The organism is Hoyosella sp. YIM 151337, from assembly GCF_026041215.1.
Lineage (GTDB): Bacteria > Actinomycetota > Actinomycetes > Mycobacteriales > Mycobacteriaceae > Hoyosella.
On the sequence record NZ_JAPEIQ010000030.1, the window covers coordinates 65,403 to 84,155 of the forward strand.

Below are 18,753 nucleotides of genomic sequence, written 5' to 3' on the forward strand. Positions count from 1 at the left end.
CCTACTCCTTGTTCTCGACCAGCGCGACGACACGCGCGGGGCTGCCAGAACCGCCAACGATGGGGAGCGGCAGGACGGCCAGTGCAATGCCGGTCGCGGGCAGCCGGTCTAGGTTCTGCAGCTGCGTGAGCCCGATTTTTCCTGCACCAAGCAGGTAGTGGTGACACGGGAAGATCGGGTCTAGCGCGGTCGCTTGCCCAGCGTCAGTCCCCACGGTTTCGACGCCGAACCCGGCCAGTTCGGTCTCTTCCGCGAGCCACTTGGCGCATTCAGCGGAGACACCAGGGGTGTGGGGTCCGGTGTCGTCGGCATTCGCGAAATCTTCCGCGTTGTGGGCGCGGCTGCCCCACCCGGTGCGGTAGAGCAGCCATCCCCCGCGCGGGAGCGGCCCGTTGGCGGCTTGCCATTCTTCGACATCTGAGATCTGAAGGAGGAAATCGGGATCCTTGTTCGCCCGTTCAGTAACGTCAAGCACGACCGCGGGCGCGAAGAGCGCGTTAAGCGGGATTTCCGACACGTCGAGACCATCCCTGCCGGTGATCCAATGATTGGGTGCGTCCACGTGCGTCCCTGTGTGCTCGCCGGTGTGGATGTTATTCCAGTACCACCCGGGCCCATTTTCGTCGAAGCGGCTGATGAGCTCCAGCTCAAACGGCTGCGCGTTCTTGTAGGGTTCCGGCAGCGCCAGAACGGGCGTCTTTTCTGTGAGCGGCGCGGTGAGGTCGATCAGTTCGATACGGCCGCTGCTGATGCCGGTTAGCAAATCGGTGATCAGTGACATGGGTGACTCCTTAGTTGAATGTGGACCGCGACCGCGCGGTGAGCGCGGACGCAACGAGGTGGCCGGAGCCCGCACCGAGCCCAGCGCCGGGATGAGTCGAGGCCCCGATGTGCCACAGACTCTTGACGTTCGTGCGGTGTCGTCCCGATCCCGGCAACGGCCGCCATACGAAACTCTGGTCGAGCTCGCAATTGCCGCCGTACGGGTCGCCCGCAACGGCATTCACGTTGTACGCATGGAGATCCCGTGGTGTAACCACATGCACATCGAGGACTTGCCCCGCCAAACCCTCCGTATGGGCGGCGACACGGTCCAGTGCACGTTGCGCGAAGTCGCGCGCGAGATCGGCGGTCCAGCCCGCGGTGGTGTCGAGCTGCCCGCGCGCGTCACCGCGCGGAGTGAAGGGAACCTCCTGCAGCTGCAGCCACAACGCGCCGGCACCGTGCGGCACACGGCTCGGGTCGAGCAGAAACTGCTGCCCGACCACCACGGTGGGCCGCTGCGGCAACAAGCCGGCTTCCGCTTCAGCGCACGCGATCCCGGTGCTGGCTGACCCATCACTGATGTGCACGAGCGGGACCCGATTCAAACGTGGGTCGCGCCATTTGGGCGGAGCGGACAGCGCCACGTGTACTTGCATCTCTGCTCTGCCGTACCGATACGCAGCCGCCTGTCGGCGAAGGTCTGGAGTACTTGCCCTTTCCGGCAGTAACGAGCCGTACAGCGCGGTGGGAGTGACCGATGCGAGGATCGCTCTGCGTGCCCGAATGCGCTGGTCTGCGGTTTCGACTGCCACCGCGCGTCCCGAGTCGACAACGATTCGTTCCGCCTCGGCTCCGGTGTGCACCTGCACGCCTGTCTCGGCGAAAATGCCGCGGAACGCCCTAATCAAGTTGGCAGATCCGCCCGCGACGACGGGCAGCCCGAACCCGTGCAGCGTCGCTGCGAAAACGGGAATCATCAGCCCGCCAGCCGCATGGTCTGGCGAGAGGCCGGCGTGCAGCAGCCACGGCGCCCACAGATGGTCGACTTCATGCCCCTGGAAGGTTCTGGAGCAGTAGGAGCGGCCCGAGGTTGCCATATCCCGCATCCATGCTTCAGCCCCGCGCCTGCCATTTGTCTTGAGGAACCGCGCCAGCAGTGCGGCCACTGCGGGGCGCCGGAGTTCAGTGCCCATCAGTGCGCCGAAGTGTTTCGCGTTGCAGCCGAACTGTTGCAGCGCTTCGAGATACGCCTGACCATCCTCGGCCTTAGTGAACTCCCCTGCGGTCAGATCTGGATCGCGATACGCGAGGGAGACCGCGCCATCGTCGGCAACGCTGGCTGTCATCAGTTCGTCGGTGTTGCGGTATTCTAGGCCGTGGCGCGCCAGGTCTTCGCCCAGGACGCCGTATGCAGGGCTGGACAGGAAGAGTGGATGCCACGACGAGTACGTGTCGTGGATGTAGCCCGGTGCTGTCAGCTCGCTACTCGCGATGAAGCCACCGATCTCCTCGTTGCGCTCAAGCAGAGCGACCGACCAGCCCGCGCGGCCGAGTTCGGCTGCGGCAACCATTCCATTGATTCCAGATCCGATGACGATCGCATCGACTTCAGTAGCCACCATGCTTCTCCCAACGCTTATTGGGGGAAGACGTTATGTCCAGTTAAGACAGGGGGCTATCCACAGGACGCGAGCGTTGTACAGATAGCGTTTAGTGACGGAGCGTCTGTGAGGGAGACTCTCCAAAACGCGCCCGGTACATTACGGAGAACCGTCCGAGATGCAGAAATCCCCAGCGCACCGCGACGTCGGTGACGGTGATCGCGCTCGGGTCCGCAGCCATCAGGTCCGCGTGCGCTTTTCGCAGCCGGACCTCCCGCAAGTAATTCATCGGTGTCGTGTCGAATGCGCTCCGGAAACCGTCCTGCAGCGCCCGGACACTGACATTCACTGCGACGGCGATGTCTTCCACGGTCAATGGCTCCGCAGCATGGGCTTCGATCAAATCCGCGGCTCGCTGAATGACTCGCGGCACCACCCGTGCCGGCGGGGAATGCAACGCGCCGCTGTAGTTGTTCGGTTGCGCGAGGAACAGCTGCGTGAGTAGCAGTCGTTCCATCTCGCGCATTGCGAGCGGTTCAGCCGGTATCGTCCCGTCGTTCTCCACCTCGGTACTGAGCAGGTTGACAATGCTTCGCCACGACCGAATCAAAGGTGCGGTCAAGTCCATATCGAGCTGAAAGCGCAGCTGGCGGCCCAGGGGCACACCGAGACTCTTGTGCAGGTGTTGTTCAACAGCCGTCCGGTCGAGTTTCACGATGAGTTGCCGGTTCCCGGCCCGCCACAGCATGTCGTACTGGTTGTCAGGACCGAGAATTGAGGCGACGGTGGGCGACGATACGACTTCCGCAGAGCTGCTGCGGACCTCCGCAGTTCCGTGCAGGGGTATCTGCACGAGGTAGCAGTCGGTCAGGTTGTCTGGCTGGATGCGCACATCGCTGCCGTAGTCGAGGTAGTGCAGCCCCACGCCGCCGACCTGCACTGCGTGAAATCGGACTTCAAGATTCCCCGCTGCTGGAACCAGGCGATGCGAACAAAACGCCTCCTCGACAGTCGCGCGAGCCTGGTCGACATCACGTGAGTGGACACGCTCATAGCGAGCCAATGGAAGATTACGTTCGATCGGGCGCAACAAGTGGCCTCCATCCCGCGGGTATATCGCCCTCAAGACTACCGTCACAAAGACGCGCTATCCAGCGTTATCCGCACAATCTTCGCGCCAGGCGGATAGTCGCGACCGAGTCCGCCACATACTGTCGCTGATCAGCACATTGTTGCGTCGATCACACAAGCAGGAGGCCGCTTCGATGAAATCGCACCCACCAGACCTCGTCGGCAAGACAGCTATTGTCACCGGAGGCTCCACCAAAATCGGTCACAGTGTCGTCACCGCGCTGCACGATGCCGGAGCCAACGTCGTGATCGCTGACATCGACGAGGTCGGCGCCAAGCAGATCGTCGCTAACACCGATGGACACGTGGCGTACATCAACACCGACATCACCGACGAGGAAGCGATCACGCGCTGCGTGAGCACCACACTCGGGACGTTCGGGTCGATCGACCTCCTTGTGAATCTCGCCTGCTCGTACCTCGACGAAGGATCCTCCTCTACGCGCAGCCAGTGGCTGTCAGCGCTCAATGTCAACCTCGTCAGCGCCGCACTATTTGCTGAGGCCGTACGCCCGCACATCGCAGCGCGTGGCGGTGGAGCCATCGTGAACTTCGGATCGATTTCAGCCAAAGCCGCCCAGACTGGCCGGTGGCTGTATCCCGCCAGCAAGGCGGCAATTGTCCAACTCAGCCGATCGATGGCCATGGATTACGCAGCCGATCGCATCCGAGTCAACTCGGTGAGCCCCGGATGGATCTGGTCGAAGGTCATGGACGAATTGAGCGGCTCTGACCGAGCCAAAACCGACCGTGTCGCCGAGTCTTTCCACCTGCTCGGCCGGGTGGGTGACCCAGCGGAGGTCGGCGAGGTCGTCACGTTCCTGTGCAGCGACCGCGCGTCATTTGTCACCGGAGCCGACTGGGCCGTCGACGGCGGCTACTCCGCAATGGGGCCTGAACAAGCTGTGCCCGCCATTCCAAAACTTGCTGAATAACACGAAGGATTTTCCATGCGCAACATCATCATCATTGGAGCCGGTCAAGCCGGACTGCAACTCGGCAACGGTCTGCTCGGCGCAGGCTACAACGTGACCGTCGTGTCCAACCGCACTCCTGAACAGATCCGCACCGGCAAGATCATGTCGAGTCAGTGCATGTTCGGCAACGCTCTTGCCCGCGAGCAGGCACTCGGGCTCAACTTCTGGGACAACGAATGCCCACCGGTGGAGGGCATTTCTTTCACCGTTGCGGGCCCCGACGGCGACAAAGCGATCTCTTGGGCTTCACGGCTTGATATTGCAGCCCAGTCCGTCGATCAGCGAGTCAAGATGCCACAGTGGATGGCCGAGTTTGAACGGCGCGGCGGGAGGATCGTCTACGAGGACGCTGGGATCGGCGAACTCGAACGGTACGCCGATAGCGCAGACCTAGTGATTGTCGCGGCAGGCAAGGGCGAGATCGCGAAGATGTTCGAGCGCGACGACGCCCGCTCCACCTACGACCGCCCCCAGCGCGCGCTCGCACTCGCCTACGTCACTGGCATGACTCCACGGCCCGACCACTCAGCGGTGTCGTTCAACTTGATTCCCGGAGTCGGGGAGTACTTCGTTTTCCCGGCGCTCACCACGACCGGACCGTGCGAGATCATGGTCTTCGAGGGTGTACCCGGTGGCCCGATGGACTGCTGGGCAAACGCTACGACACCCGCCGAGCATCTGGCGACAGCGAAATCCGTACTCGAAACGTTCCTCCCCTGGGAAGCTGAACGCTGCGCGAACATAGCGCTCACCGACGCCAACGGCGTACTGGCGGGACGCTTCCCTCCCACCGTGCGCAAGCCAGTAGGCGTCCTCCCCTCAGGCAGGCAGGTGCTGGGCCTCGCGGATGTCGTCGTACTGAACGATCCAATCACCGGTCAGGGCTCAAACAACGCGAGCAAATGCGCCGCGTCCTACCTCGCTAGCATTCTTGAGCACGGCGATCGGCCATTCGATGCCGCCTTCATGCAGTCGACCTTCGAAAGATACTGGGACTACGCGCAATACGTCGCCGGGTGGACCAACGCCCTGCTGGCCCCGCCACCCCCGCACGTTCTCGAACTTCTGGGCGCTGCGGGCAACGACCCACGCATTGCGCGCCGGTTCGCAAACGGGTTCGATGACCCCCGCGATTTCTATCACTGGTTCATGAATCCGGATGCCGCGAATCATTACCTTTCGTCTGTCCACAATCCCTCACTCGTCACAGTCTCGTAAGGAACGACTATGCGCCGCGTTGCGATCGTTGGAGCGGGTCAGTCTGGTGCTCTACTCGCACTGAGCCTGCTTCGCAAAAACTACGAGGTCACGTTGATGACGGACCGTACGCCCGAAGAGGTCCGGTCCGGACCCGTTATGTCGAGTCAGTGCATGTTCGACTCCGGCCTCAGCATCGAGCGCGAGCTCGGCGCGGATGACTGGGCTGAATCGTGTCCAGCGATCGAAAACGTCGCAATCGCAGTCCACGGCCGGGGCCGGTTTGGGGCACAGCTCGAGTACTACGCACAGTCCGTCGATCAGCGAGTCAAATGTTCGGCGTGGATGGACGAGTTCGCTGCAGCAGGCGGCAAACTCGTTATCCGGAGGGCCGGGATCACAGACCTCGAAGAACTAGCCCACGACCACGACCTCGTCATCGTGTCCACTGGAAAAGGGGACCTCGGGAGGCTCTTTCCCCCAGACCGGGAGAAGTCACCGTTCGACCGGCCCCAGCGCGCGCTCGCAGTTGCGTACGTGCACGGCCTTGCGCCACATCCTGACGGCGCCGACCTGTCCATCAACATGGTTCCCGGCGTCGGCGAATGCTTCATACTTCCGGCCCTCACAACAACCGGGCCCTGCCACATCATCGTCTTCGAGGCGGTGCCCGGCGGTCCGATGGATCTGTGGGACGACGTTCGCACGCCCGACCAGCATCTCTCGCGCGCTCTGCAAATCCTTGAGCAGCAGTTTCCCCACGAATTCGAACGGTGCGCCAACATCGAGTTGACGGACGCCGGTGCTGTACTGCGCGGCAGGTTGACGCCCACAGTTCGCCACCCCATCGCAACGCTCCCCTCCGGCGCGACGGTACTCGGCATGGCAGACGCGGTGGTTCTCAACGATCCTGTTACCGGACAAGGCGCGAACAACGCGGCCCAGTCCGCGGGCATCTATTTCGACGCGATCCTCGCGCGTGGGGGCGATGAGTTCGATGAGAAGTGGATGAAACGCACATTCGACAAGTTCTGGCGCGGCTGGGGCCAATGGGCAGTGACGTGGACCAACACGATGCTGCGCCCCCCGGCCGAGCATGTGCTTTCGCTCTTCGACCAGGCAGAGCACACGCCCGGCCTGGCCGCGACCGTCGCGGAGGCATTCAACGACCCGCGCACAACCCATAATTGGTGGTACGACGCCGACGAGGCGCGGCGAATCATCGAGCAAAAGAAGCAGGCCGAGCAGAGCCGGTTCGACGGCAGAGAACTGCGGCGTGCGCTCGGCCAGTACGCCACAGGCGTCACGGTGATCACAAGCCGAGCCCCCGACGGTAAGCGAATCGGTGTCACAGCGAACTCGTTCACGTCCGTTTCCATGGATCCACCGCTGGTCTTGTGGTGCCCCGCCAAGAAGGCGCCCAGTCTTCCTGACCTGACCGCCGCAACACACTTCGCAGTCAATGTTCTTGCGGCCGATCAGCACGACTTGTCCCGGCAGTTTGCTACCCCCGCTGAAGACAAGTTCGCTGGTGTACCTATCTCTGAGGGCTGCGGTGGTGTCCCGCTGCTGGACAATGCGGTCGCGCGCTTCCAGTGCCGGACAGTTCAGCGCGTCGACGCGGGTGACCACATCATCTTCTTGGGCGAGGTCGAAAGCTATGACGCTGACGGCGGTGAGCCACTCGTGTTTCATTCCGGCGCGTACCGGCTGGCGTCGCGCCATCCCGATTATCCGGAAGCGTAGCCCCGTCCACTTCCGCTTCGTCCCCGACGCGAGGACAATGGTTTTGCCACTTGGTGTTGAAAACAGAAAGAGGCAGCCATGACAACCATGAGCGAGCCGATCACGACGACGCCTGCACAGCAGTTCATGGGAGCCTTCGCCCCCAAGCTAGCGTCACTGACCGACGACATTCTGTACGGCGACATTTGGGCGCGGCCGGAGCTTTCGCCGCGCGACCGAAGCCTGATCACGGTGGCCGCACTCATTTCCGGGGGCAACCACGAACAACTGCGTTATCACCTGAAACGGGCATCAGAGAACGGCGTGAGCGACAGCGAAATCAAGGAAGTGATCACGCACCTGGCCTTCTACGCCGGCTGGCCTAAAGCAATTTCCGCGGTGGCGGTGGCCAAAGCATTGTTCGGCGAATGACCCACGGAATGCTCGCCCGCGTTCCAAGAGAGGCGGAGGGCCGAAGAAACCGATCCATATGCCGATGAAGACGAGGACGAGGCAACCGTCGTCAACGTGTCGGGGCACCGGGTTCACATTCGAACTCGACGAAACCACCTTCGCTGCCGGAACATACACATTCGTCCTTACGGCGATCCGCCACGTGCGCTCGAAATTGAGGGTGAAGGGATCGAAGAGTCCAGCGACACCATCGGTCCCGGTGAAACCACGGAACTCACCGTCACCCTTGAACTTGGCACCTACGAGCTGTACTGCCCCTTCGGAAACCACCAAGACCAGGGCATGACGGTGGAGATTACCGTCGAATAGCGTCTCGACCAGGAACTTTTGCACCGGAAACGCGGTCTCTTCACAGGATTTTCTGTGGAGAGATCGCGTTTTCCGTGAGAGGTCGTGCGCTAAGCCGTCGGCGTGGTACCCCACGAGGCTCGCCACCCATACATGCTGTTCACCACCTACGTACGAATCGGACAAATCTGCCGCAAATGTGACCAGTTTGTTCACGGTTGCTGGAGCGGTATATACCATCCTCATCCAGGGTCGACCTCTCACTCCCCACCGCGCTGAGTTCCCGCAAAGCAGTCTGAGTTCCGGCGGCGCGGCGTGCGCCAAAATTTCAAATAGTTGGAATCATTGGCGCGGAGACGTGCGCCACAGCGCCCTACGCTGGACCGTTTACCTACTGCCGTGACACGCAATGAGCCCCAATCCCCACGCATTGGACTCTGCGCAGGCAGCACAGGACACGCGGCTCGGTCTAGCCAAAGGGTGCAAAATGACGAATCGGAAACTACTCCTTACTGCTATCGGCTTAGTAGCAAGCGCTGCCCTGGTAGGTGCTTGCCAAAGCAGCGCCACGCAGGCGGTTCCTGCGTCAGAACAGGACCTGGAGGCCGTCGAAACAGCAAAGGACCGGGTTGCCGCAGCAACATCTCCGTTGGTCGCGTCATTGCCGACCACGTCACCGCCCTTGGCGCAAGACAAGTTCGTCGTAGTTATACCGTGCGACCAAAGCCAGCCTGGCTGTACTCAGCCAGCGCTCGGAGCCCTTGAGGCGGCGGAGGCGGCAGGCTGGCGTGCGCAGATGATCGATGGGAAGGGCACTGGCGACCAGCAGAACGCGGCCATACGGCAAGCGATTGCTCTCAACCCCGATGGAATCATCACATTCGCCATCGACCCGGCCACCGTCCAGGGATCTCTGCAGGAAGCACACAGACACGGTATTGCGCTCGTCGCTGCTGCTTCGTCACCATCTGAGGTTCTCAGCGCATCAGCGGGGCCGACGCTGGAAACGTACACGGAGACTGGCTCGCTGCTCGCGGACTTCGCCATCGCTCAAACGAACGGGGCCGTCCGCGCGCTAGTTCTGCACGACACCGGGTTTGATGTGCTTCAGCCACGTCATCAGGGTTTTGTCGACCGGCTCGCGGAGTGCTCCTCCTGTTCCATCCTGGAAGAGCAGGCCTTCACGTCATCCGATCTGGCGAACGCCGTCCCTCGGCTGACGCAGCAGATGGCACAGCGCAACCCGGACTTCAACGTCGTCTACGTCGACTACGACGACGCTGTTCCGCCACTTCTGCAAGGCCTCCGCAGCGTCGGCGCCGACGACATTATCGTGCTCGGTTCTAATGGCACCACAGCCGCCACCGCCTGTATCCGGTCGGGATGCGGCCAACATGCCACGACTGCATTCTCTCTCGACGGAATCGGGTGGGCGAGCATCGACTCCATGAACAGGGTCTTCGCCAACGAACAACCGGCAGAGCCTGCTTACGGAATCGGCGTCAAACTCATCGACGCGGAAGTGGCAGCAACTGTCGCTGACATGTGGGACGGGGATACCGATTACCGCTCCGCCTACCAAGAGCTGTGGACCTCTGCAAGTACAAACTGACCCAATCACAGGTCGGGTTACTCGGACGGACACCTATTGTGAACGACCTTGCACAATGTGACGCGATTCGCGAACTCATCACTGAACGGAAGATCCAGCGCCTCCACAGCCGGTACGCACAGCTATGCGATTCTGGGTATCCGGCGCAGGAAATAGCCGATCTCTTCACTGAAAACGGGATATGGGAAGCACGCCCACAGGGCGCGCAATATATTGGTCGCCAACAGATTCGCGATCACTTTGCGTCCGCAGACGCCTCATACCCGTGGGCACTGCATCTCAATGTTCCACTGCAGATCGACGTCGCGCCGAATGGCCAGAGTGCGTGCGGAAGCTGGTATCTCCTTATGCCGTGCACCGACGCCACCACTGGCACGCTGGCCAGCGCCTGGCTAGCGGGACGGTACGACAACGACTTCGTCTCCACCGACGATGGCTGGAAGTACTCCCATCTCCGAATCACTTTCGGGCTGATGACCCCTCACCTGAACGACTGGTCCAGCGACCGCTTTGATCTCCTAACTCGGCTTAATGCTTCCGGCCCGTCCGGTCGGCCGGACGACAGCAGACACCCCCATCAAATCAACAATTCCCACTAGGCAGGACACCGTGCTTCAGAGTACGAAAATCAAAGTTGCGGTGGCGGCGCTAGCGTGCTGCTCGGCCCTCACAGCATGCCAATCGTCGCCCGCAACGTCCCCAACCGCAGGTGCAGACAGCAAAGCAGCCGCGACGGAAGCGGCCGCCCGAGTGGATGCTGCTAAGGCACCGGTTCATCTCGGCGCACCCGAAACCAGCCCGCCGATCCAGCCCGACAAGTTCGTCATCCTGATTCCATGCTCTCAGGCCTCCGAGGGTTGCGCGCAGCCGGCCAGAGGCGCGGCCGAGGCAGCCGCGGCGATCGGATGGCGAACGCAAACCATCGACGGCAAAGATACCGCCGATACACAGAATGCGGCGATCCGCCAAGCAATAGCCCTGAAACCCGATGGCATTATCACGTTTGCCATCGACCCTGACAGCGTCCAGGGCGCGATCCGGGAGGCGCGCACACAAGGAATCGACGTTATTGCGTCCTCCGCGACGCAGTCGGACCTCGTAGCCTTTTCAGACAACCCGTCGACCGAGGCCTGGCGCCAAAGCGGGACACTCCTTGCTGACTACGCGATCAGTGAAACTGAGGGTCAGGTAAAAGCACTAGTATTGCATGACACCGGTTTTGAGGTTCTGAAGTCACGGCATGGCGCGTTCGTTGAGCAACTTCAAGCCTGCACATCATGCACAATCCTTGAGGATCAGACCTTCACTTTCGCCGATCTCGCAAATTCTGTTCCTCGGCTGGTTCAGCAAATGGCACAGCGACATCCGGACTTCAACACCATCTACATCGACTACGACTACGCCGTCCCCGCTCTGCTTCAAGGCCTGCGTTCAGTCGGCGCAGAAGACAAGATCGTGCTGGGTTCGGACGGGACATCTGCAGCAATCAAGCTGATTCGCGACGATGCGGGTCAGAGCGCAACCACGGCGTTTGCCCTCGGATGGCTCGGCTGGTCGAACGTAGACGCGCTCAATCGCGTGTTCGCGGGTGAGGATCCCGCACCCGCCGCCGAAGTGCTATCGGTCAAGCTCATTGATCGGTCTGTTGCCCAGGATCTCACCGGACTCTGGGAGGGCGACATCGACTACCGCGACGAATACTTGCGCATGTGGGGTGATCGGCCATGAGCGGTAATGACACGATCGAACTAGACGCCATCACGAAGAAGTTCGCCGGACAGACCGCAGTCGACTCCGTATCGGTGGCGTTCGCGCGAGGAGCCGTGCACGCATTGGCCGGGATGAACGGGTCAGGCAAATCCACACTAGTCAAAGTCCTCGCGGGCGCCCACACACCAGAATCAGGCATGCTCCGTGTGGGCGGCGCAGTTTACAAATCTATTTCGCCACGACAGGCACATGATTTAGGGTTCCGTTTCATCCACCAGGATCCAGGCCTTTTCAGTAACCAGACGGTAGCGGACAACATCGCGGCGGGCTCTCGTTTCCGGCACAGCAGCGTCTTACGCGTGAGCGACACACGTGAGAAGCGCGCAGCGGCGGTGGCGCTCGCAAAGCTTGGCGTCGCCCATATCAATCCTGAAGCGATTATGCGCGATTTGTCGCCGACCGAACGGACTATGGTCGCCATAGCGCGAGCAGTTCAAGATCTCTGGGGCGGCATCGACCTGCGGCTCCTGGTACTCGACGAACCGACCGCCTCACTGCCGGAGAATGAAGCACGGCAGGTTCAAGACATGGTGACTGCCATTGCTGCGATGGGCGTCGCAATCGTGTACATCACACACGACCTGGCGACCATGATCGCGCTCGCCGACGTCGTGACTGTACTGCGTGACGGGCGCAGGGTCGCCACTCGAACCACCGAAGATCTGGTGGAGCACGAACTCGCGACACTCATGGCAGGGTCGGAACAACAGCTCACCACGACCATGCGGGGTCCCCGTTCCACTGAGGTGCTACTTGAATGCAGGGCGCTTTCAGGCGGACGAGTTTCGGGTATCGACCTCCGCCTGCACCGGGGTGAGATCTTGGGGCTCGCTGGTCTGCTCGGCAGTGGCCGAAGTACAACCCTGCGCATGATCGCAGGTGTGCAGCAGCCTGCTAGTGGAGCAACAATTATGGGCGGCGAGGCCGTTCCGCCCGGCCAGCCACACGCCGCCGTAAACCGAGGCATCGCGCTCGTTCCAGAAGACCGGCGCCAGCACGCGGCCTTCTCGTCGATGTCAATGGCGGACAACATCATGATGGCGTCCCTAAAAGACGTGTCCTCGCCCGCGCGCATCAGGCAGACAGGCGAGCGTTACGCAGCGAAGCAGACGATGGCCGAATTCGACGTTCGGCCGGGGGACCCCGATAAACCCTTCGGGTTGTTCAGCGGAGGAAACCAGCAGAAGGCAATTATCGGGCGGTGGGCACGGATCCGGCCGCGCGTACTCCTGCTGGACGAACCTACACAGGGAGTCGATGTACATGCTCGCGCTCAAATACATGCATCGATCCGGCGGCTGTCGGACGCGGGAATGAGCGTAATCGTTGTCTCCTCTGACTTTGGTGAGTTAGCCGAGTTGAGTGACCGAATTCTGGTTTTTCGGCACGGACGAATCAAAACCGAGATCAGCGGCGGAACCGTTGACGAACAAACCATCCTGCATCTCGCAGGGACAGCGTGAAGTAGATCGGATATTCCCATGAGCATCGGCACTTTGCCCTCTGACTCAACGAAGAACGTGCGCAAACCTGACGGTGGGCGTAATCTGCAGCTCGCGCGTCCTTCGGTGCTGCAGACGCTGCTGGCAACCCGTTGGCTCGGCTTCTATGCACTTGCAGCCCTCATCACTCTCTTCAGCGTGCTGCTGCCGTACACCTTCCCCACCGCCACCAACGCGAGCGCAATTCTCGGCAACGAGGCTGTCGGCATGATGCTGGCGATCGCCCTCCTCATACCGATCGTTGCAGGCCAGTTCGACCTTTCCGTGGCCAGTATCTTGACGCTTGCCATGATTATGGCCATCGGACTTTTTCAGTTCTTTGAGGCTCCTGTATGGGTCGCGGTAGTTGCCGGACCACTTGTGGGAGCAGCAATCGGATTGATTAATGGATTCTGTGTTGCTTGGCTCAGAATTCCATCGCTTGTTGCAACCCTCGCAACGGGAAGCTGCGCTCTCGGAGTTGCGTTGTGGTGGACAAATGGCTCGATCTTCGCGCTCAACGTGCCCGAGTCTTTCCGGGCACTGGGTGAGCGGCTTGGGCCAGTTCCGCTTCCAGTCGTCTTCACTGCTTTGCTGGCTGTTGTTGCGTGGTGGGTCCTCGAACGAACTCCCACCGGCCGCTACCTCTACTCGATCGGCGATAACGCGGAAGCCGCCAGGCTCGTAGGCTTACCCGTTACAGGACTGACAGTCTCTGCATTCGTCGCGTCCGGCACCATTGCAGGTCTCGCTGGCGTGGTGCAGGCTGCAATTCTCGGATCGGGAAACCCCCAGGTCGGTGCCAGCTTTCTGTTGCCGGCGTTCGCAGCAGTCTTCCTCGGTGCGGCGATATTCCACGTTGGTCGCTACAACGTTATCGGTACTGTAATGGCCGTCTTGATCCTCGCAGTCATGGTCGCAGGGCTACAGCAGTTCGGGTTGCCCTTCTATATTGAGCCCGTTCTCAAAGGCGCAATCCTGCTGGCTGCGGTTGCATTCACGACCGGACGATTCGCCGCACGTAACCAACGAGGCCGTCGATGACGCAGACTGAGAGCACAATCGAGACGGCACTCCACGAACGACTCCGAAGGCTCGAAGCAACTGAGGAAATCAGACGGCTAAAGCACCGCTACGCGGAAATCTGCGATAACGGCTATAAGGGCGATGACTTCGCGGAGCTATTTACGCCTGACGGCGTCTGGGTATCCAACACTTTCGGTACAGTACGCGGGCGGCGCGAGCTGAGCGCTTTCATTAGCCAGATCGGCGAGCAGCACTTTACGTGGGCGATGCACTACATGAACTGTCTGAACATCGATCTAAGCGCAGATTGTACCCGCGCCCACGGGACGTGGCAGCTGTTGCAGCTCGCTACGCAACGCGACGCGCGGGGCGCAGTGCCCATTCTGGCAGCAGCCACATACCACGATGAGCTGATTCATGATGGAACGCGATGGAAATTCGACAAGGTTACGGCACAATTTCACCAGGTAGTTGATATCCGGCACGGCTGGACTGACCCTCCCCTTGAAGGACCCGGATGAGCCTCGTACCAAACGGCCTAGAATCCGTCGTTCGCGGCCTCGTGTCCACTGCGAATACGCTGCAATCAGGCGACCCCCTGCCACTGGCAGCTGCCCAGCACCGAGAGGATCTCGGCAGAAACGCGCAGATGGACCCGCTGAACGCAGTAGTCCGCCGCACGAGCGTCAAAGGAGTAACTCGCGGCTCGCTCACGGGCCTCCGGCTCACAGTCAAAGACTCCATCGCCATCGGCGGTATCCCCATGAGCTGCGGTTCAGCGGCCTTGCAGGGTTTTGTGCCCAGCGGTGACTCGACTGTCGTCGCGCGCGTGCTCAACGAAGGAGCGGAAGTCGCCGCTGTCACCAACATGGACGACCTAGCCTTCGCAGGCTCAGGAGAGACAAGCTACTACGGACCCACACGCAACCCGTTCAACCCAGCACTGCTGTCTGGTGGTTCATCGGGTGGCGCCGCCGCGTCGCTGCACTACGGTCTCTTCGACGCAGCGATAGGCACCGATCAAGGAGGCTCAGTGCGAGTACCCGCCTCATGGTGCGGGGTTATTGGGCTTAAGCCTACTCACGGACTGATTCCCTACACCGGTGTGGCCGCGATGGAACCGAGCCTCGACCACGTTGGAGTGCTCGCAACCTCCGTTCAGACGCTCGCGCAGGTCTTGGCAGCCATCGCAGGCCGAGACGGCCAGGATCTCCGGCAGCACAAAATTCCCGTAGATCTTATGCGCAATTTTGAAGCGTCCGACTTCGCGGCCGTCGACTTGCGGCGCTGGCGGCTGGGCGTAGTGGATGCAACTGTCAGCACCGCATCTAAACCGGTAAAAGAAGCGTTTAAGCGGGTGCTGGACAGCATTGAATCGCTGGGCGGATCGGTCACGCGAAGCGACTTCAATCCGTCCGCCTTTGGCCCGATTACCACCGGGCTCTTTCTTGAGGGTGTCCTGCATACAATCCAAGGCGTACGCACCAACTTCGGCGGAACGCACTTCGAGTGGGTGGAATTCACAGATGCACTGCGTGAGGGAGTCGAGCGCGAAGTTAATAGGCTCAGCCCAACATTCGTAGCCTCTCTGCGAGCAGCGGAAAACCTGCACCGATCAGCCCCGGGCACCTGCTACAGCAGAGCTCTGGCCGCGCGCGAGCGCCTTCGCACTGCTTACTCCACCGCACTCGACAACGTCGACTTCCTGGTCGAGCCGACAGTCCCCTCACTTCCGTTGCCTGTAGGCGGCGCAGAGGACGCGCAGACAGTGGCTGACCGCGGCTGGTCCGTGCTCACAATCACCGGTCATGCGAATGCCGCGGGATTGCCCGCGATTTCTCTGCCACTGGGCACCCACGACGGCCTTCCCGTTGGAGTGATGATCACAGCACGCCCATGGCAGGAGCAGGCCCTGCTCTCTTTCGCGCACGCGTGCGAACACCTCATCGGCTGGAACAACGGTATTACTCCCGAATCCACTGTTCGGTGCAATACGCAATTTCACGACTAGCGAGTATCTAATTCATTTTCAGATACCCAAAGAGCAATCCTCGCCACTTTGCTATCTGCCTCGCTTGGCGCATTACGTCCACTAGTTCGTTGCGGATCCGCTTTTCACCGATCACCAACTCGAGAAAAGCTGCAGAACTCCAATGGCGGTCCGCGCGCCCCATGATCACAAAAGGAGATTCAATGAGAATTGGCATTCCTAAAGAAACAAAAAGGCACGAGTACCGCGTGGCGGCAACGCCCGCCGGGGTCCGAGAGATTGTCAGCCACGGCCACGACGTGGTCATCGAATCTGGAGCTGGAAACGGATCCGCATTTACGGACGCTGAGTACAAAAGGGCAGGCGCGCAAGTCCTAGATGCGGCAGATGACGTCTGGCAGCAAGGCGAACTCATCCTGAAGGTGAAGGAGCCCATCGAAGAGGAATACGCCCGGCTCTGCTCCGGTCAGGTGCTTTTCACGTACCTCCACCTCGCAGCATCCAAGAGCTGTACAGACGCGCTCCTCAACGCGGGAACGACGTCAATTGCGTACGAGACCGTCACGGCAGCCGATGGCTCGCTGCCACTGCTCGCGCCCATGAGTGAAGTCGCCGGCAGGCTCTCGGTGCAAGCCGGCGCATATCATCTCATGCGGCAAAGCGGCGGTTCAGGCGTATTGATGGGTGGCGTGCCCGGCGTTCGTCCCGCAAAGGTGGTAGTTATCGGCGCCGGAGTATCCGGGAGCAATGCGGTCGCGATGGCTGCGGGAATGCAAGCCGACGTCACTGTGCTCGACCTCAGCGTTGCGCGGTTGCGGGAGATCGACCAGATTTACCAGGGACGCGTCCATACCGTTGTCTCGAATATCTCGGAGATTGACAGTGCGGTCGAGGAAGCAGATCTGGTTATTGGCGCGGTACTGGTCCCGGGAGCAAAAGCCCCGATTGTTGTTTCGAGTGATCTGGTTGCCAGGATGAGGCCTGGTTCTGTGCTTGTGGATATCGCTATTGACCAGGGCGGCTGCTTCGCAGCATCGCGTCCTACCACGCACGCCGACCCGATCTATCGGGTACATGACTCAATTTTCTATTGCGTCAGCAACATGCCGGGCGCGGTTCCGAGAACGTCGACTGTCGCCCTGACGAATGTCACGCTGCCGTTCGCTCTGGAGATCGCCGATCATGGTTGGCGAGCAGCCTGTGAAAAATCTCCGGCCCTTCGGGCTGGAGCGACTACCCACGAGGGCAGTCTGCTGTCGGAACAAGTTGCCGCGGCGCACGGCTACCGCGCTTACAGCATGGACTAGCAGACTCGCGAGGCGCCGGCTGGGCACTACCTCTGTGCCCAGCCGGCCCTAGACAGATCACCTCTGCATGCGGTGCTCAACCGCCGTGATGGAGCTGCAGATCACCTCGAGGGCCTCCTCCGCTTCGCCTGCGGTGACAGTCATCGGAGGCGTCACACGCAGCACATTTCCATAGAGCCCGCCCTTTCCGATGAGCACTCCGAGTCGGCGGGCTTCCTCCATCACCGCACTCGCGGCGGCCGGGCACGGTTCACGAGTGCCTGGCACAACGAGTTCAACGCCGACCATCAAGCCTGCTCCGCGGACCTCGCCGACGAGCGGATGATCCTCGGCGAGCTTCCGCAGGCTCTCCAGCAGATACCCGCCTACGGCATCGGCGTTCTGCTGCAGATCCTGAGATTCGATCAAGTCGAGAACTGCGTTGCCCGCGGCCATGGCGATTGGGTTTCCCCCTGCCGTGGAGATGGAGTTCGCGGATAAGCAGTTCATCAGGTCCGCTTCCGCAACCACACCACCGATGCTGAGCCCATTGGCCAGTCCCTTCGCGAAGGTTATAGCCTGCGGGCGGACGCCGTAATACTCTATGCCGAAGTAGGACCGGCCGGTCCTGCCCCAGCCAGACTGGACTTCGTCCGACACGAACGGGATCGAGTACTCGTCGAGCACTGCTTTCATAGCCCGGAAGAAACCCTGCGGCGGATTAGCGAATCCACCTGCTCCCTGCACAGGTTCAGCGATGTAGCACGCAACCGGCCCCGACGTCGACGTTTCGATCATGGTACGAAGCTCGTCAGCGCAGGCGACTGTGAACGCCTGATCGTCAAGGTGCCTGAACGGGCTTCGGTACTTGTATCCGCTGTGGGTATATGTAACTTGCAGCGGACTTAGCGACGTGGGCGCCCAGGCTCTGATGCCCGTCGTGGCGACCGTTCCGAACGATCGTCCATGATATGCGCCGCGCAGCGCGAGAACCTGGTTGCTGCCCGTCGCGGCGGTCGTCAACAGAAAAGCCGTCTCCACCGCCTCAGAACCGGAGTTTACAAAGAATACGCGCGGATCATCGACGGGAGCCTTCGCTGCGATCTTCTCGGCCAGCTCGATCTGCTGCCGTATCAGGTACAGCGTCGAGGAGTGCAGAATCCGATCTGCCTGCGATTTGATCGCATCAACAATCTCCGGAATGTCGTGCCCGATCATTGTCGCCAGAAGACCACCGAAGAAGTCTAGGTACGTGCGCCCGTCCCCGCCCTCCACGCGGCGCCCTTTTCCACTGACTAGCTCAAGCGGCTCGTTGTAGTACAGAGCCATCCACTCCGGCATTACTTGGTTGTGGCGATGGACAAGATCCAGTTCAGGCATTGTGTCTCCCTCTCACGGTTCGAGGGTCAGCGTAAGGACGCTACCGGTGA

The 18,753-nt window shown here is 61.1% G+C and carries 17 protein-coding genes; 13 read left to right on the plus strand and 4 right to left on the minus strand.

The window, feature by feature from the left end; genetic code table 11:
* Position 1: 1 nt before the first annotated feature.
* The 3 genes from ONR57_RS15290 to ONR57_RS15300 all read right to left on the minus strand — a co-directional run bounded on the left by ONR57_RS15290 (position 2) and on the right by ONR57_RS15300 (position 3,459).
* Entirely contained in the window at positions 2-781 is a 780-nt protein-coding gene (locus ONR57_RS15290; RefSeq protein ID WP_265124382.1) for a cyclase family protein, read from the minus strand.
* A gap of 10 nt (positions 782-791) precedes the next feature.
* On the minus strand, positions 792-2,387 hold the full coding sequence (locus ONR57_RS15295) for an NAD(P)/FAD-dependent oxidoreductase (protein ID WP_265124383.1): 1,596 nt from the start codon (positions 2,385-2,387) through the stop codon (positions 792-794).
* A gap of 88 nt (positions 2,388-2,475) precedes the next feature.
* Entirely contained in the window at positions 2,476-3,459 is a 984-nt protein-coding gene (locus ONR57_RS15300) for an AraC family transcriptional regulator (protein WP_265124384.1), read from the minus strand.
* A 172-nt stretch (positions 3,460-3,631) separates the two neighbouring features.
* Between ONR57_RS15300 and ONR57_RS15305 the strand changes: the two genes are divergently transcribed.
* The 13 genes from ONR57_RS15305 to ald all read left to right on the plus strand — a co-directional run bounded on the left by ONR57_RS15305 (position 3,632) and on the right by ald (position 17,344).
* Complete coding sequence (locus tag ONR57_RS15305) at positions 3,632-4,432, plus strand: SDR family oxidoreductase (RefSeq protein WP_265124385.1); 801 nt, start codon at positions 3,632-3,634, stop codon at positions 4,430-4,432.
* A 15-nt stretch (positions 4,433-4,447) separates the two neighbouring features.
* Positions 4,448-5,692, plus strand: a complete 1,245-nt coding sequence (locus ONR57_RS15310) for a styrene monooxygenase/indole monooxygenase family protein (RefSeq protein WP_265124386.1) — start codon at positions 4,448-4,450, stop codon at positions 5,690-5,692.
* 9 nt (positions 5,693-5,701) lie between these two features.
* Entirely contained in the window at positions 5,702-7,417 is a 1,716-nt protein-coding gene (locus tag ONR57_RS15315) for a flavin reductase (protein WP_265124387.1), read from the plus strand.
* Between the two features lie 78 nt (positions 7,418-7,495).
* Positions 7,496-7,828 carry a carboxymuconolactone decarboxylase family protein gene (locus ONR57_RS15320; RefSeq protein ID WP_265124388.1) on the plus strand — a complete coding sequence of 111 codons (333 nt, stop codon included), beginning with the start codon at positions 7,496-7,498 and terminating at the stop codon, positions 7,826-7,828.
* A 96-nt stretch (positions 7,829-7,924) separates the two neighbouring features.
* Entirely contained in the window at positions 7,925-8,179 is a 255-nt protein-coding gene (locus tag ONR57_RS15325; protein WP_265124389.1) for a plastocyanin/azurin family copper-binding protein, read from the plus strand.
* A 466-nt stretch (positions 8,180-8,645) separates the two neighbouring features.
* Positions 8,646-9,770 (plus strand): substrate-binding domain-containing protein, encoded by a 1,125-nt coding sequence (locus tag ONR57_RS15330; RefSeq protein WP_265124390.1) that lies wholly within the window; start codon positions 8,646-8,648, stop codon positions 9,768-9,770.
* 38 nt (positions 9,771-9,808) lie between these two features.
* Complete coding sequence (locus ONR57_RS15335) at positions 9,809-10,369, plus strand: nuclear transport factor 2 family protein (protein ID WP_265124391.1); 561 nt, start codon at positions 9,809-9,811, stop codon at positions 10,367-10,369.
* Positions 10,370-10,379: 10 nt separating this feature from the next.
* Entirely contained in the window at positions 10,380-11,498 is a 1,119-nt protein-coding gene (locus tag ONR57_RS15340; protein WP_265124392.1) for a substrate-binding domain-containing protein, read from the plus strand.
* Positions 11,495-13,003: a sugar ABC transporter ATP-binding protein gene (locus ONR57_RS15345; RefSeq protein WP_265124393.1), complete on the plus strand. Its 1,509-nt coding sequence runs from the start codon at positions 11,495-11,497 to the stop codon at positions 13,001-13,003. The genes ONR57_RS15340 and ONR57_RS15345 overlap by 4 nt, the downstream gene beginning before the upstream one ends.
* Positions 13,004-13,021: 18 nt before the next feature.
* Positions 13,022-14,065, plus strand: a complete 1,044-nt coding sequence (locus ONR57_RS15350; protein ID WP_265124394.1) for an ABC transporter permease — start codon at positions 13,022-13,024, stop codon at positions 14,063-14,065.
* The gene (locus ONR57_RS15355) at positions 14,062-14,568 is read left to right on the plus strand and encodes a nuclear transport factor 2 family protein (RefSeq protein ID WP_265124395.1); all 507 of its coding nucleotides are present in this window, start codon (positions 14,062-14,064) and stop codon (positions 14,566-14,568) included. The genes ONR57_RS15350 and ONR57_RS15355 overlap by 4 nt, the downstream gene beginning before the upstream one ends.
* On the plus strand, positions 14,565-16,058 hold the full coding sequence (locus ONR57_RS15360) for an amidase (RefSeq protein WP_265124396.1): 1,494 nt from the start codon (positions 14,565-14,567) through the stop codon (positions 16,056-16,058). Before ONR57_RS15355 ends, ONR57_RS15360 begins: the two co-directional genes overlap by 4 nt.
* Positions 16,059-16,240: 182 nt before the next feature.
* Positions 16,241-17,344 carry an alanine dehydrogenase gene (gene ald / locus ONR57_RS15365; protein ID WP_265124397.1) on the plus strand — a complete coding sequence of 368 codons (1,104 nt, stop codon included), beginning with the start codon at positions 16,241-16,243 and terminating at the stop codon, positions 17,342-17,344.
* Positions 17,345-17,401: 57 nt separating this feature from the next.
* Here ald and ONR57_RS15370 read toward each other — a convergent pair whose 3' ends face one another.
* Complete coding sequence (locus tag ONR57_RS15370; protein WP_265124398.1) at positions 17,402-18,703, minus strand: aspartate aminotransferase family protein; 1,302 nt, start codon at positions 18,701-18,703, stop codon at positions 17,402-17,404.
* Positions 18,704-18,753 lie beyond the last annotated feature (50 nt).